We start from the raw sequence: 14,081 nt of genomic DNA on the forward strand, positions 1-14,081 counted from the left end.
CGCCCCCGGCCGTCCGCGGCAAGCCTTAGGCTCGGAGGTCGGTGGCCGGGTGGGCCCGGGAGAGCGGGAGGCAGCTCGTGAGCACGTGGTGCGGGGTCGTCGTCGGGAGGCAGCCGTGAGTACGCCGCCGTTCCTGACCCTGCCGGGGTGTGCGCGGGCCGAGCGGGTCGCCACCGCGCGCGGGGCCTTCGCGGCGCTGCGGGCGGAGCCGGACGGGCCGGTGCGCGGGTCGGCGCTGCTGGTGCCCGGGTTCACCGGCAGCAAGGAGGACTTCATCGCGCTGCTGGAGCCGCTGGCGGCGGCCGGGTACCGGGTGACCGCCGTCGACCAGCGCGGGCAGTACGAGACCGGTGGGCCGGACGATCCGGCCGCGTACGGCGTCGCCGAGCTGGGCGCGGACGTCCGGGCGCTGACCGCGGCGGTGGCGGCGCGGGGCGACGGCCCGGTGCACCTGCTGGGGCACTCCTTCGGCGGGCAGGTCGTCCGGGAGGCGGTGCTCGCGGCCGCCGCGCGCGGCCCGCTGCCGTGGCGCTCGCTGACCCTGATGTCGACCGGCCCGGGCGCGATCGACCCGGCCGAGGCGGCCCGCACCAAGCTGCTGCTGGACGCGCTCCCGGTGATGGGCCTGGAGGAGATCTGGCAGGTGATGCGGCAGCTGGAGACGCGGAGCGGGCAGCCGGCGCCGGTGCTGGAGCCGGACGTCGCGCGGTTCCTGCACCGCCGCTGGCTGGCGAGCGTGCCGACCGCGCTGAGCGTCACCGGCGCCCACCTGGTGGCCGCGCCGGACCGGGTGGACGAGCTGGCCGCGGCCACCGCCGGGGTGCTGCCGGTGCTGGTGCTGTCCGGGGTGCGGGACTACGCGTGGCCGGTGCCGGAGCAGAGCCGGATGGCCGAGCGGCTGGGTGCCCGCCGGGTGGTGGTCGAGGACGCCGGCCACTCCCCCGCCGCCGAGTTCCCGGCCGAGACCGCCGCGGCGCTCGCCGCGTTCTGGGGCTGATCCCCGCCCCACCCGTAGTGGTCTGAACCACTTTTCACAGTCGACCGTTATCTGCACGCGACAAAAGTCGTTAGTTACGGTAATCTTTGATTCTGTCCGGGAATCATCGCCGGCCCTCACACAGGTGCCGATCAGCCGAAACCTGGACTTCACGGACGGGCAACGGCCCGGTAGCACCGCCACGTCACCGTGGTTCACGAGGCAGCAGACGCACCAGGCAAGCCCAGGGGGAGCCCTTGCCGCAGCAGACCGCCGCACGCACGACCCGCCCGGTCCGGCAGTTCCGCCGGACCCGCAGGATCCCGAAAGGGCTGACAGCAACTCAGCCGCCGACGCCCCGCCCGACCGGGGCAGAGAAGGAGACGCCCATGACCAAGGCCATGCGCTTCGAGATCGTCCGCCTGGACGACACAGACGGCTCCGCCACCGACCGCCTGATCGCCGACGCCGACACCGTCCGCGAGCTCGTCCAGGCCGCCGCCAGCACCGGCGAGCGCCTGCTCATCCGCCCGTGCCCGACCGTCTGACCCGGCGCGGCGCCCCCGACCGCGAGGTCACACCCGCCGCCGAAGAGCCGGGATCGTCCGATCCGGACGTTCCGATACCGGGCTGACGCCCCGTCACCGAGATCGCCGATGACGGGGCGTCAGTGCGTCCGGCCCCGCGGGCCCGGACGTTTGCCGCCGTCCGCGACGGGACATTCCCCAACGGGAACCGCTCGCGCCGCGCCCACCCGGCACCGGCCGGGCGTCCGCCACCGACAGGTGCCGCCGCGCCCTCCGTACGGGTGATCGTCCTTGACGCGGCGGTCCGGAGGGAGGAGCGTTGTCGGCTATGAGGGGCGAGCCAAGCTGCCCGAGGTGCGCCGGTCGGGTCCGCGCCCCCGGTCTGTTCTCAGACACCTGGCAGTGCGACCGGCACGGAGCCGTGCACCCGATGCAGCCGGTGCTGCCCCCGAGCGTGGAGGCCCTCGGCGTCGCCGTGGCCCGCTCGCAGGTCCCCGTCTGGCTGCCCTGGCCGCTCCCGGTCGGCTGGCTCTACACCGGCATCGCGCACGCCGGGGACGACGTGTCAGGGGCCCGGGCCACCGCCGTGGCCTGCTCCGGACCGGCGCCGCTGGGCGGCTTCGGCGAGCTGGTGCTCGTCGCCGAGGAGCTGGGGGTCGGGCTCGGCGCCCGCTACGCCGGGCTCCCGGGGCCGGACCCGGGCGACTCGGTCGGCCTCTACAAGCCGGCCGACGCCAAGCTGATGGCGGCCGGGCGGCCCACCCCGATGTTCCACGTCGCGGACGCCCCGGCCGACCGCGCGGTGTTCGTCGGCGAGGCCCGCGGGCTGTGGCTGTGGGCGATCGCCTGGCCCGAGCAGTCCGCCCTGGTGATGTACGACGAACTGGTGCTCACCGACCTGCGCGAGGCCGGCGCCGAGCTGGGCCTGCTGCCCTGCGGGGCGCTCTCCCCCCGGCTGCTGGGCTGACCCCCTCCCCCGTTCGACCGGACGACCTATCCTGGGCGGCACCGCGGCACCCCCGAGTCCCCCAGGAGCCCGCCCCGTGCGCATCGACCTGCACGCCCACAGCAACGCCTCCGACGGCACCGACACCCCGGCCGAGCTGGTCGCGGCGGCGGTCGCCGCGGGCCTCGACGTCGTCGCGCTGACCGACCACGACACCGTGGCCGGGCACGCCGGCGCCGCCGAGGCGGTGCGCGCGCTGCCGGACGGCACCCGGCTGACCGTCGTCCCTGGCGCCGAGCTGTCCTGCGTGGTGGACGGCATCAGCATGCACCTGCTGGCGTACCTGTTCGACCCGGCGGAGCCCGCCTTCGCGGCCGAGCGGGAGCTGGTGCGCACCGACCGGTTCCGTCGCGGGCGCGCGATCGTCGAGCGCTGCCGCGAGCTGGGCGCGGACATCAGCTGGGAGCAGGTGCGGCGGATCGCGGGCGACGGCTCGGTCGGGCGGCCGCACATCGCGAGCGCGCTGGTCGAGGCCGGCGTGGTGGCCACCGTCTCGGACGCCTTCACCCCGCGGTGGCTGGCCAACGGCGGCCGGGCGGACGTCCGCAAGCACGAGACCGACCCGGTCGAGGCGGTCCGGCTGGTCCGGGCGGCCGGCGGGGTGCCGGTCTTCGCCCACCCGGGCGCGGTCAAGCGCGGCCGGACGGTGTCGGACGGGGTGATCGCCGACCTGGCGGCGGCCGGGCTGGCCGGCCTGGAGGTCGACCACACCGACCACGACGAGGAGACCCGGCTGCGGCTGCGCGGCCTGGCCGGCGACCTCGGGCTGCTGGTCACCGGCTCCAGCGACTACCACGGCCACCGCAAGACCGTCCGGCTCGGCGAGCACACCACCGACCCGGAGGTGTACCGGGCGCTGCTGGCGCAGGCGACCGGCGCGCAGGTCATCGACGCCGTGGCGATCGAGCGCTGAGCACGCCGGGGTGCGCAGGCGCGGTGCGGGCGTGCGGACGGGCCCGCGCGCCCGGCCCGGAGACCGGCCGGCGCCCGGCGGCCCGTCAGTCGAGCTTGACGCCCCGGCGGTTCGGGTCGCGCAGGTCGGTGCCCTGGTTCAGCCAGCGCTCCTGGAGCGCGGCCGCGCCGTGCACCCGCTTCCAGCCGGCCTCGTTGGGGGTCATCGGCAGCAGCGGCAGGAAGCGCACCGGCTCGGCGGGCTCGGCCAGTTCCAGGTCCTCGACCAGGCCGCCCGGCTCGGCGGCCAGCACCGAGGTGAAGGGCGCGCCCTCCCAGAGCGGGGCGCCGAGGTCCAGCGAGCCGCCGGGGGCCAGCACCAGGCCCTCGACCTGCGGGGTCGCGGCGAAGGTGGCCAGGCTGCGCAGCACGTCGTCGCGGCCGCCGCGCACCGTCAGCACCAGTTCGACGCGCGGGCCGCGCACCTGGTCGACGACCGGGGAGGTCGGGTCGGCCATCGGCGCGGCGGACATCCCGAGGGTGGTGTAGCGGACCAGGCCGTCGGCGTCCGGGCCGAAGCGCAGCACCTCGATCCGGTCGGCGCCGAGGAAGGTGACGGCGGCGCGGCCGCCCGGCTCGCCGAAGGTGGCGATCAGCCGGGCCTCGACGGCGGCCAGCACCGCCTCCCGGGAGAGTTCCGGGGAGTCGCCGTGGGGGCCGTGGGAATCGCCGAAGAGCGGGAATTCGTGCGCCATGCCGGTGAGCGTAACCCGCGCGCGGGTCGGCGCCGAGGGCGGGCCGGTACCCGTCCGCGCCGATCCGCCCGCCGCGGTCCGGGTCGGGGCCGGGTCGGGGCGCGCAAATCCCCGGGGCGGCGGTGTCCGGTCGGATGTTAGGGTGAGCGACTGGCCACCGGGATGCGATACCTCGCCCCGGGGCGGCGGCGCGAAGGAGGTGGTTGCGGTGGATACCGGCCGACCATGCAGTACCGGCAGCTCTGCCCGGCCGCGCCTTCCCCGAACCCCTCGCCCCACGGGCTGAACCGACCGCAACGGTCTCGGTAGCCCAGGGCCCGCGGGCGGCGAACGAACCGGCCGGGAGAGCACCTTCGTCCCCCCGTCACCGGTGTTCCTCGCCGTCGCGTCACGGTCCCGCCCCTTTGCGTCGCCGTGCGACGGCCCCTGCCCCAGGGAGCCTGCCTTGTCGATGATCAACAGCCTGCGTGCCGCCGTCCGCCCCCACCGCCGCCGCCCCGCGGCCGGTTCGTACGACGCCCTCCCCGAGGGCGCCGGCTCGGCGGTCGTCGACTGCGCGGTCTACCAGCACGGCCGGCGCAGCGGCGAGAGCTGCAGCCCGCGCGAGGCCGCCCGCCGGGTCCGCGCCGCGCACCAACTCCCGGACGACACCGGCTCGTTCAGCTGGATCGGGCTGCACGAGCCGACCGGCGAGGAGTTCGAGGGCATCGCCCAGCGGTTCGGCCTGCACCCGCTCGCGGTGGAGGACGCGGTGCACGCGCACCAGCGGCCCAAGGTGGAGCGCTACGACGACGTCCTGTTCGCCGTCTTCAAGACCATCCGCTACGTCGAGCACGACCAACTCACGCCCACCAGCGAGGTGGTGGAGACCGGCGAGCTGATGGTCTTCGCCGGACGGGACTTCGTGATCACCGTCCGGCACGGCGGGCACGGCTCGCTGCAGGAGCTGCGGCACCGGCTGGAGGCGGACGCGGACGAGGCCGGGCTGCTCGCCAAGGGCCCGTCCGCGGTGCTGCACGCGATCGCCGACCACGTGGTGGACAACTACCTGCTGGTCGCCGAGCGGCTGCAGAACGACGTGGACGAGATCGAGTACGGCGTGTTCTCGGCCAAGGGCGCACGCAGCGCCGACGTCGGCCGGGTCTACCAACTCAAGCGCGAGGTGCTGGAGTTCAAGCGCGCCGTGGTGCCGCTGCTGCGCCCGATGCAGCAGCTGTCCGAGCCGCAGCAGGGCCTGGTCGGCCCGGACATCCAGAAGTACTTCCGGGACGTCGCGGACCACCTGGCGCGGGTCACCGAGCAGGTGCACGGCTTCGACGAGCTGCTGAACTCGCTGCTCCAGGCGAACCTGGCGCAGGTCTCGGTGGCGCAGAACGAGGACATGCGCAAGATCACCGCGTGGGCGGCGATCTTCGCGGTGCCCACCATGATCACCGGCGTGTACGGGATGAACTTCGACTACATGCCGGAGCTGCACCAGCCGTGGGGCTACCCGATGGTGCTCGGCGGGGTCGCGCTGATCTGCGTCGGGATGTACCGGGGCTTCCGCCGCAACGGCTGGCTCTAGAGCCAGCCTCAGCGCCGCCCGCCGCGGACCACCAGGACCAGGCCGAGCAGGATCAGCAGCACCGCCGGGACGGCGGCCGCCGGCGGCCACTGGCCGAGCCAGAGCGCGGCGATCGCCGCCGCGCCCGGGGTCTCCAGCAGGATCGCGGTGGAGGTGATCGACGGGCCGAGGCTGCGCACCACCCGGTTGCTGAGCGAGTGGCCGAGCAGCTGGGCGACGACCATCAGCAGCACGATCTGCCACCACGCCCCGGCCGGCCAGCCGGACAGCCGCGTCCCGGTGGCCAGGCAGATCGCCAGCAGGCCGACCGACGTGGTGGCGTAGCAGACCAGGGTGTACGCGGTGGTACTGACGGTCTTGCGGACCTCGGCGCCGAGCAGCATGTACCCGGCCGCGGCCAGGCCGGCGGCGAGGGCGAGCGCGTCGCCGAGCAGGGCGCGCGGGGAGAGCGAGAGGTCGACGCCGGTCAGCACCAGAACGCCGCCGAACGAGACGGCGGTGCCGAGCCAGACCATCCGCGGCGCCCGGACGCCGAACAGCCGCATCAGCAGGATCGTCCACAGCGGGGTGGTGGTGACCAGCGCGGTGGCCGAGGCGACCGAGGTCATCCGCAGGCTGGGCATCCAGAGCGCGAAGTGCACGGCCAGCAGCGCCCCGGCGGCGACCGCCAGCAGCAGGGCCCGGCGGCCGATGCCGCGCAGTTCGGCGCGGTGGCGCAGCAGCGCGTACGGGCCGAGGACGCCGACCGACATGACGTTGCGCCACAGGGCGATCGCCAGCGCGGGCGCGGCGGTGGCGGAGATCAGCGGGCCGGAGAAGGAGATGCCGGCGATGGAGACGGCGAGCAGCAGCAGGTCGACGGTGGGCAGCGGGTGCGCCGGTCGCGCGGCGGCGGTGGCGTCGGTTGCGGGGGCGGTCGCGGGGGCGGTCGCGGGCCGGGCGGCGGGCACGGCGCTCCTTCGCTGGTCACGGGGTCGGGGCGGTCATACCGTAAGGCCCGTGGCGCGCCGATGGAACTGTCTCTCACCGAGTGAGACCGGAGCCGGGACCGGAGGCCGTACGCTGTCGGCCATGGACCGTACGCCCGCCGCCGCGACCGCCGACGACTTCCTCGACCAGGCCCTGCTGGAAGAGGCCGCGAAGAAGTCCGGCCTGCTGTGGGTCCGCGCGGACGGCGAGGGCCAGTCCCGCGCGCTGTGGCACGCCTGGCACGACGGCGCGGTCGTGGTGGTCGGCGGGGGCGGCGAGCAGCCGCTGCACGGCCTGGCCGCGGGCCGCGGGGCCGAGGTCACCGTGCGCAGCAAGGACAAGGGCGGCCGGCTGACCGGCTGGAGCGCCCGGGTGTCCGAGCTGGCGCCGAACAGCGAGGCCTGGCTGGGCGCCGTCGAGGAGCTGAAGGGCAAGCGGCTGAACGCGCCGGACACCGACGCGATCACCGAGCGCTGGGCCCGCGAGTGCCGGGTGCTGCGGCTGGAGCCGGTCGGGGCGCTGGGCGAGCGCCCGGGCGCGATGCCGGACGGCTCGCACGCGGCCGTGCCGATGCCCACGCCGGCCACCACCCGCCGCCCGATCCCGGCCGGCCTGCCCAAACTCCTGTTCAAGCGCCGCTAAAGGTTCACGCCGAGGACTTCTCAGACCGCTACCGTGCCGGGTACCCGACAGGTGGGTAGCCTTGGCCGCGGGTGTGCTCGGCGCACCCTTCGTCACGGCGTCGAGCGAGTTGAGGGAGTTCATGGCAGGGCCAGGCACCCGGGTCTTCATCTCCCATCTGTCCGCCCTCGCGGTCTTCGACCCCAACGGGGACCAGGTCGGCCGGGTCCGGGACGTGGTCGTCTCGCTGCGGTTGGGCGGTCGTCCGCCGCGCGTACTGGGCCTGGTGGTCGAGGTGGTCGGCCGGCGCCGGATCTTCCTGCCGATGACCCGGGTGACCAGCCTGGAGTCCGGCCAGGTGCTGACCACCGGCGTGATCAACCTGCGCCGCTTCGAGCAGCGCCCGTCCGAGACCCTGGTGCTCGCCGAACTGCTGGACCGCACCGTCACCTGGTCCAAGACCGGTGAGGCCGTCACCGTGCTGGACGTCGGCATGGTGCAGACCCGGCTGCGCGAGTGGGAGATCAGCAAGGTCTTCGTGCAGGTCGGCCGGGCCGGCCGGCTGCGCAAGGGCAAGGGCGAGCGGCTGACCCTGGACTGGCAGGACGTCACCGGCTTCGCGCTGCCCGAGCAGGACCAGGGCGCCGCCAACCTGCTCGCCACCTTCGAGCAGCTGCGCCCCGCCGACCTGGCCGGGGTGATGCACCACCTGTCCGCCAAGCGCCGGGCCGAGGTCGCCGCCGCGCTGGACGACGAGCGGCTGGCCGACGTCCTGGAGGAGCTGCCCGAGGACGACCAGGTCGAGATCATCGGCAAGCTGAAGGACGAGCGCGCCGCCGACGTCCTGGAGGCGATGGACCCGGACGACGCCGCGGACCTGCTCTCCGAGCTGCCCGGCGACGAGGCGGAGCGGCTGCTCCAGCTGATGGAGCCGGACGAGGCCGCGCCGGTGCGCCGCCTGCTGTCGTACGAGGAGGACACGGCCGGCGGTCTGATGACCACCGAGCCGATCGTGCTGGAGCCGGACGCGACGGTCGCCGAGGCGCTGGCCCGCGTCCGGGTGCGCGACCACAAGCCCGCGCTGGCCGCCCAGGTGTTCGTCTGCCGGCCGCCGAACGAGACCCCGACCGGCCGCTACCTGGGCACCGTGCACTTCCAGCGGCTGCTGCGCGAGCCGCCGTACGTGCTGGTCGGCTCGCTGGTCGACGACGACCTGGACCCGCTGCCGCCGGACACCCCGCTGCCGCTGATCACCAGCTACCTGGCGACCTACAACCTGGTCGCCGCGCCGGTGGTCGACGACGCGGACCACCTGCTCGGCGCGGTGACCGTCGACGACGTCCTGGACCACCTGCTGCCGGAGGACTGGCGCGACGCCGCGCTGCACTCGCACGACGCCGCGCACGACGCCCACCACGACGACTCGGAAGGGGTGACCGGTGGACGGTGACCGCAACGGACGGCCGGACGAATCCGCGCGCCGGCGGCTGCAGGGCGAACTGCGCTCGCTGCGCCAGCTGCGCGAACTGCGCACCCGCGAGGGCGCCCGGGAGCGGCGGGTGGAGACCGCCCCGATCACCGGGTCCAGCCGGGCCCGGCTGGACCAGCCGCGGACCGCGCGGCCCGGCCTGATCTCGCTGCCCACCTACGACCCGGAGGCGTTCGGCGTCCTGTCCGAGCGGATCGCCCGCTTCCTGGGCACCGGGCGGTTCATCGTCTGGATGACGGTGTTCGTCGTGGTCTGGATAGGGTGGAACACCCTGCTGCCGGCCGGTGTGCGCTTCGACGAGTACCCGTTCATCTTCCTGACCCTGGCGTTGTCCCTGCAGGCCTCCTACGCGGCTCCGCTGATCCTCCTGGCGCAGAACCGGCAGGACAACCGGGACCGGGTCAACATGGAGCAGGACCGGGCCCGCAGCGACCGCAGCATCGCCGACACCGAGTACCTGACCCGCGAGGTCGCCGCGCTGCGGCACGGGCTCGGCGAGGTCGCAACCCGCGACTTCGTCCGCTCCGAACTGCAGTCGCTGCTCAAGGAGATCGACGAACGGCGGGGCGCCCCCGAGGCGTTGTGACCGGCGGCACGCTACCGGCCGGTTAACGAGTTCGCCCGGAGCCGTACCATCAAGGCATGGCCAACGAGACAGAGGTCGCGGCCGGCGTCACGGAGGAGTCCGTGCGCGAGGCACTCGCGACCGTCAACGATCCGGAGATCAACCGCCCGATCACCGAGATCGGGATGGTGAAATCGGTCGAGATCGGCGGGGACGGCGCGGTGCGCGTCGCGGTCTACCTGACCGTCTCCGGCTGTCCGATGCGCGAGACCATCGTCACCCGGGTGACCGAGGCGGTCGGCAGGGTCGCCGGTGTGACCGGCGTCGAGGTCGAACTCGACGTGATGAGCGACGAGCAGCGCAAGGAGCTGTCCCAGCTGCTGCGCGGCGGCGCCCCCGAGCGGGAGATCCCGTTCGCCAAGCCGGGCACGCTGACCCGCGTCTACGCGGTGGCCTCCGGCAAGGGCGGCGTCGGCAAGTCCTCGGTGACGGTCAACCTGGCGGCCGCGATGGCCGCGGACGGCCTGAAGGTCGCCGTGGTGGACGCCGATATCTACGGCCACAGCGTGCCGCGCATGCTGGGCGTCGAGGGCCGGCCCACCCAGGTCCAGGACATGATCATGCCGCCGCAGGCGAACGGCGTGAAGGTCATCTCGATCGGCATGTTCACCCCGGGCAACGCCCCGGTCGTCTGGCGCGGCCCGATGCTGCACCGCGCGCTGCAGCAGTTCCTGGCCGACGTGTACTGGGGCGACCTGGACGTGCTGCTGCTGGACCTGCCGCCCGGCACCGGCGACATCGCGATCTCGGTGGCGCAGCTCGTCCCGAACGCCGAGATCCTGATCGTCACCACCCCGCAGATGGCCGCCGCCGAGGTGGCCGAGCGGGCCGGCACCATCGCGGTGCAGACCCACCAGAAGATCGTCGGCGTGATCGAGAACATGTCGGGCATGCCGTGCCCGCACTGCGACGAGATGATCGACGTCTTCGGCACCGGCGGCGGCCAGACCGTCGCGGACGCGCTCACCCGCACGGTCGGCGCGACCGTCCCGGTGCTGGGCTCGATCCCGATCGACGTGCGGCTGCGCGAGGGCGGCGACGACGGCCGCCCGGTCGTGCTCGCCGCGCCCGACTCCCCGGCCGGTGCCGCCCTGCGCGCCGTGGCCGGCAAGCTCGGCGGCCGCCAGCGCGGGCTGTCGGGGCTGTCCCTCGGACTGACGCCGAAGAACAAGTTCTGATCGAGGTGTGACGAGGGGCCCGGGCGGTGCGACCGCCCGGGCCCCCGTCGTACCCGCCCGGTTCTACGGCCGGGTGTAGGCGGCCAGGTCGGGGACGGTGGCGAAGCCCGCGCCGTAGGCGCTGACGCCGCGCCCGTACGCCCCGAGCAGGACGCCGGGGGCCTCCCCGGCCAGCACCCAGCCGTACTCGGACTCGCGGTAGCGGAACGGCTGCGGCAGGCCGTTGACCGGCAGGCTGAGGGTGGACCAGCCGGGGCCGTCCAGGTCGTCGGCGAGGTCCCAGGCGAGGGCGCTCTGCTGGTCCATCCAGTCCTGGCGCAGCGCCCGGTCCAGCTGCCCCGGCCAGGTGGCGCCGAGCAGGCCGGAGCCGGCCAGCCAGGCGGCGGAGGAGGCGGACGTCGCCTCCAGCGTGCCGGTGTTGTCGGCGCTGCGGCGGCTCTCCCGGCGGGCCATGGTGACCACCACGGCGAACCGGCGCAGGTCGCGCGGCTCGTACTGCCGGGCCGGCTCCTCGCCGTGGCCGAGCGAGCCGAAGTCGACGCTGCCGGCCGCTCCGGCGCGCGGGCCGCCGGCGCCGGCCTGCATCAGGTAGCGGCGGCCGGTCCAGCCGTCGTCCAGGCCGTACCAGGGGAAGTCGGCGGACAGGTAGGGCATCAGCGGGTCCGCCGGCCCGGCCTGCCCGCCGACCACCGGAGCGCCGGCCGTGGCCGTCGCCCCTCCCGCCTGACTCGTCGCGTCCATCCCCGGGCCTCCTCGACCGCACGTGTGCCTTGCCGCTGCCGCGCTCCCATGGTGGCGTACCGCGGCGCCCCCGGGGGCCCTTCCGGGCCCGCTGCGGGCGGACTGTGACGGACGGCTCGGCGGGAGCAATCAGCACAATAGCCCCGGACGTGCCGCCGCCCCGCTCAGCCGGGCGGCCGGGCGGGGCGGTTCGCGTGTCGCGGACGGGGCGGAGCCGGGGCTCGGGCGGCGTCGGGGCTCAGGTGGCGTCGGGGTCGAACGGCGGGCGCTCGCCGGGCTGCAGCGGCGCGCCGGTCGACGCGACGGTCGCGGCGGCGCTCTTGTCGAAACTCACGCCGCCGGCCCGGCCGTTCACCGGCGCCGCGGGCTTGTCGTCCAGGACGGAGCGGATGTCGATGGTGTCCTTCATCCCCTTGAGGCCCAGCGGGTCCTCGCCGTCGCCCATGAGCTGCTTGCGGACGAAGGTCTTGGGGTGGAGGTCCTCGAACTCGAAGTCCTTGAACTCCGGGCCCAGCTCGCTGCGGATGTCCTCCTTCGCGTTGTCGGCGAAGGAGCGGACCTTGCGGATGAAGCCCATGGTGTCCTGGATCAGCTTGGGCAGCTTGTCCGGGCCGAAGATGATGATCGCCAGCACGGCGAGGGTCAGGAGCTTCAGCCCGCCAACATCGGTGAACACCCAGGCTCCCTAGCGAATCGGACGACGTCCCTACAGCGTAATGGCCACCGGCGGGTCCCCGACCATCGCGGCGATGAAGCCGTGGTAAAGACCAGCCGGTGGCCGGATCGTCCAGCGTTACCGGATCTGCTGGCGCAGGGCGGCCAGGCCGCCCGGGAAGCGCTCCGGGGTCGGCGGCGCGGCCGCCTCGCGGGTGGCGGCGACCGGGCGGGCCGGGAAGTCCACCGGCACCTGGGCGTTCATCGGGACGAGCCCGCCGCGGCCGCCCCGGTCCACCGGGCTGACCGAGGTGCCGGCCGGCTCCTCGCCCTGCAGGCTGAGCCCGCCGACGCCGCCGAGCGTCACCGCGGCGACCGAGAAGGCGCCCGCGGCGGCGAAGACCAGACGGCGCCCGCGCGGCGCCGGGGTGCGGACGGCCGGGGCGGCCGCGCGCGGCCGGACGGCGGTGTCCGGGCGGCCGGCCGGCTCCGGACGGTCGGAGCGCCGGCCGATCAACGGCCGCAGCACCGAGCCGCCGCGCCCGAAGGCCCGCGGGTCGACCCCGGGGACGGGGCTGTCGGCGCCGAGGGCGCCCGCGCCGAAGGAGGAGCCGGCGCCGCGGCCGAACGAGCCGCCGGTGAGCCGGCTGCCGCCGAGCGTCCCGGTGGCGGCGACCCCGCCACCGGGGAGGTCGTCGTCATCGTCGCGGCGGCCCCGGCCGGTCGGCCGGTCGACGCCCGCCGGGCCGTCCTCGGGCAGCTCGGCGACGGCCATCAGCCGGGCCATCAGCGCGGCGGACGGGCCGGGCGTGCCGGTGCGGGTCAGCAGGTGCTTGACGGCGCGGCCCTCGTCGGCCTCGGCCAGGCACTGCGGGCAGGTCGCCAGGTGGGCCTGGACGCGATCGCGCGAGTCGTGCCCGAGTTCGCCGTCCACGAAGGCCGACAGCCGCTCCCCGAGGTGGTGCTCCTCGGCGGGGGGCTCGGTCGGGCGCACCGGGACGGGGCGCAGCGCGGTCTCGGCGGGCAGCGCGAGGGCGGGCGGTGCGGGTTCGCCCTGGTCCTCGCCGCCACGACGGCCCGGCAGGGCCCAGCCCCGCCTCCCGGCGGACCGGCCGGACGCGTCCGACTGGTCCGGCCCGGACCGGCCGGATGCGCTCACGATCGCCTCCGTCCGCGCCCGCTCGGCGCGGCCTCGACGGCACCGACCGCCACCGGCTCGGGCTCCTCCGAGCCGCCGCGGCGCTCACGGCCGGGGGCCTGGCCGGGGGCGCGGTGCTTGAGCGCGGCGCGCAGGTGCGAGCGGCCGCGGTGGATGCGGCTGCGGACGGTGCCGAGCTTGACGCCCAGCGTGGCGGCGATCTCCTCGTAGGACAGGCCCTCGATGTCGCAGAGCACCACGGCGGCGCGGAACTCCGGGGCGAGGGTGTCCAGGGCCTGCTGCACGTCGGCGTCGAAGTGGGTGTCGCTGAAGTGCTGGGCCGGGCTGGGCTCGCGTGAGGCCAGCCGCTCGGCCGCGTCCTCGCCGAGCGCGTCGAAGCGGATGCGCTGGCGGCGGCGGACCATGTCCAGGAACAGGTTGGTGGTGATCCGGTGCAGCCAGCCCTCGAACGTGCCGGGGGTGTAGGTGGACAGCGAGCGGAAGACCCGGACGAAGACCTCCTGCGTGAGGTCCTCGGCGTCGTGCTGGTTGCCCGTCAGACGGTAGGCGAGGCGGTAGACGCGGGCGCTGTGCGCCTCGACGATCTCCTCCCAGGTGGGCGGAGTCCAGCCCTGCGCGTCGGGGCCCTCGGCGAAGCCGGCGAGGGCGGGGACCGCGGTGATACCGGCGGCCGGCGTCTCGGCGGTGACGGGCTGGTCCAGGGGGGAGTGCGCGGGCTGGTTCATCACGGGCTTCGGCGTACGGGCCGACGAGGTGCCGCGGGAGTGCCGCCGCACGGGGACGTCGCCCTCGGCCACACCTCCTCGGTCGGCTCTTCTGCCCAGCAGGGCCACCACCATATCCACCTCACCCGTCAAGCCCGGATAAAAGTGTCCGGGGGGTCTCCCGCACCCGGTCCGCACTGACAACGGCCCGCCGCCGTA

The 14,081-nt window shown here is 75.0% G+C and carries 15 protein-coding genes; 9 read left to right on the forward strand and 6 right to left on the reverse strand.

Annotation, left to right across the window (positions count from 1 at the left end; translation table 11 throughout):
• Window positions 1-115: 115 nt before the first annotated feature.
• From ACPC54_RS14005 to ACPC54_RS14020, 4 genes are all read left to right on the forward strand, one after another.
• On the forward strand, window positions 116-997 hold the full coding sequence (locus ACPC54_RS14005) for an alpha/beta hydrolase (RefSeq protein WP_498964680.1): 882 nt from the start codon (window positions 116-118) through the stop codon (window positions 995-997).
• A 368-nt stretch (window positions 998-1,365) separates the two neighbouring features.
• The gene (locus tag ACPC54_RS14010) at window positions 1,366-1,524 is read left to right on the forward strand and encodes a DUF8834 family protein (RefSeq protein ID WP_498964682.1); all 159 of its coding nucleotides are present in this window, start codon (window positions 1,366-1,368) and stop codon (window positions 1,522-1,524) included.
• 307 nt (window positions 1,525-1,831) lie between these two features.
• Window positions 1,832-2,470: a DUF6758 family protein gene (locus ACPC54_RS14015; RefSeq protein WP_078860533.1), complete on the forward strand. Its 639-nt coding sequence runs from the start codon at window positions 1,832-1,834 to the stop codon at window positions 2,468-2,470.
• A gap of 76 nt (window positions 2,471-2,546) precedes the next feature.
• Window positions 2,547-3,422: a PHP domain-containing protein gene (locus ACPC54_RS14020; RefSeq protein ID WP_498964683.1), complete on the forward strand. Its 876-nt coding sequence runs from the start codon at window positions 2,547-2,549 to the stop codon at window positions 3,420-3,422.
• 85 nt (window positions 3,423-3,507) lie between these two features.
• Here the strand turns inward: ACPC54_RS14020 and ACPC54_RS14025 are convergent, their stop codons facing one another.
• On the reverse strand, window positions 3,508-4,155 hold the full coding sequence (locus tag ACPC54_RS14025; protein WP_498964685.1) for a suppressor of fused domain protein: 648 nt from the start codon (window positions 4,153-4,155) through the stop codon (window positions 3,508-3,510).
• A gap of 445 nt (window positions 4,156-4,600) precedes the next feature.
• Between ACPC54_RS14025 and corA the strand changes: the two genes are divergently transcribed.
• Window positions 4,601-5,722: a magnesium/cobalt transporter CorA gene (gene corA / locus ACPC54_RS14030; RefSeq protein WP_498964687.1), complete on the forward strand. Its 1,122-nt coding sequence runs from the start codon at window positions 4,601-4,603 to the stop codon at window positions 5,720-5,722.
• Between the two features lie 8 nt (window positions 5,723-5,730).
• Here corA and ACPC54_RS14035 read toward each other — a convergent pair whose 3' ends face one another.
• On the reverse strand, window positions 5,731-6,672 hold the full coding sequence (locus tag ACPC54_RS14035) for a DMT family transporter (RefSeq protein WP_498964689.1): 942 nt from the start codon (window positions 6,670-6,672) through the stop codon (window positions 5,731-5,733).
• 121 nt (window positions 6,673-6,793) lie between these two features.
• Here ACPC54_RS14035 and ACPC54_RS14040 point away from each other — a divergent pair, with 121 nt between their 5' ends.
• The 4 genes from ACPC54_RS14040 (at window position 6,794) to ACPC54_RS14055 (ending at window position 10,604) form a co-directional block, all read left to right on the forward strand.
• Window positions 6,794-7,333 (forward strand): hypothetical protein, encoded by a 540-nt coding sequence (locus ACPC54_RS14040; protein WP_498964691.1) that lies wholly within the window; start codon window positions 6,794-6,796, stop codon window positions 7,331-7,333.
• 121 nt (window positions 7,334-7,454) lie between these two features.
• A complete protein-coding gene (locus tag ACPC54_RS14045; RefSeq protein ID WP_498964693.1) occupies window positions 7,455-8,762 on the forward strand; it encodes a magnesium transporter MgtE N-terminal domain-containing protein in 1,308 nt (435 codons plus the stop codon).
• A 76-nt stretch (window positions 8,763-8,838) separates the two neighbouring features.
• Window positions 8,839-9,387: a DUF1003 domain-containing protein gene (locus ACPC54_RS14050; protein WP_498964937.1), complete on the forward strand. Its 549-nt coding sequence runs from the start codon at window positions 8,839-8,841 to the stop codon at window positions 9,385-9,387.
• Between the two features lie 56 nt (window positions 9,388-9,443).
• Window positions 9,444-10,604: an Mrp/NBP35 family ATP-binding protein gene (locus ACPC54_RS14055; protein WP_498964695.1), complete on the forward strand. Its 1,161-nt coding sequence runs from the start codon at window positions 9,444-9,446 to the stop codon at window positions 10,602-10,604.
• Between the two features lie 63 nt (window positions 10,605-10,667).
• Here ACPC54_RS14055 and ACPC54_RS14060 read toward each other — a convergent pair whose 3' ends face one another.
• From ACPC54_RS14060 to sigE, 4 genes are all read right to left on the reverse strand, one after another.
• The gene (locus ACPC54_RS14060) at window positions 10,668-11,345 is read right to left on the reverse strand and encodes a hypothetical protein (RefSeq protein ID WP_498964697.1); all 678 of its coding nucleotides are present in this window, start codon (window positions 11,343-11,345) and stop codon (window positions 10,668-10,670) included.
• A 238-nt stretch (window positions 11,346-11,583) separates the two neighbouring features.
• Window positions 11,584-12,021, reverse strand: a complete 438-nt coding sequence (locus ACPC54_RS14065; RefSeq protein WP_498964699.1) for a sec-independent translocase — start codon at window positions 12,019-12,021, stop codon at window positions 11,584-11,586.
• A 117-nt stretch (window positions 12,022-12,138) separates the two neighbouring features.
• Window positions 12,139-13,158: a zf-HC2 domain-containing protein gene (locus ACPC54_RS14070; RefSeq protein ID WP_498964701.1), complete on the reverse strand. Its 1,020-nt coding sequence runs from the start codon at window positions 13,156-13,158 to the stop codon at window positions 12,139-12,141.
• On the reverse strand, window positions 13,155-13,883 hold the full coding sequence (gene sigE, locus ACPC54_RS14075; RefSeq protein WP_498964939.1) for an RNA polymerase sigma factor SigE: 729 nt from the start codon (window positions 13,881-13,883) through the stop codon (window positions 13,155-13,157). The genes ACPC54_RS14070 and sigE overlap by 4 nt, the downstream gene beginning before the upstream one ends.
• Window positions 13,884-14,081 lie beyond the last annotated feature (198 nt).

This window comes from Kitasatospora sp. NPDC094028 (genome assembly GCF_049543595.1).
In the GTDB taxonomy this organism is placed as follows: domain Bacteria; phylum Actinomycetota; class Actinomycetes; order Streptomycetales; family Streptomycetaceae; genus Kitasatospora.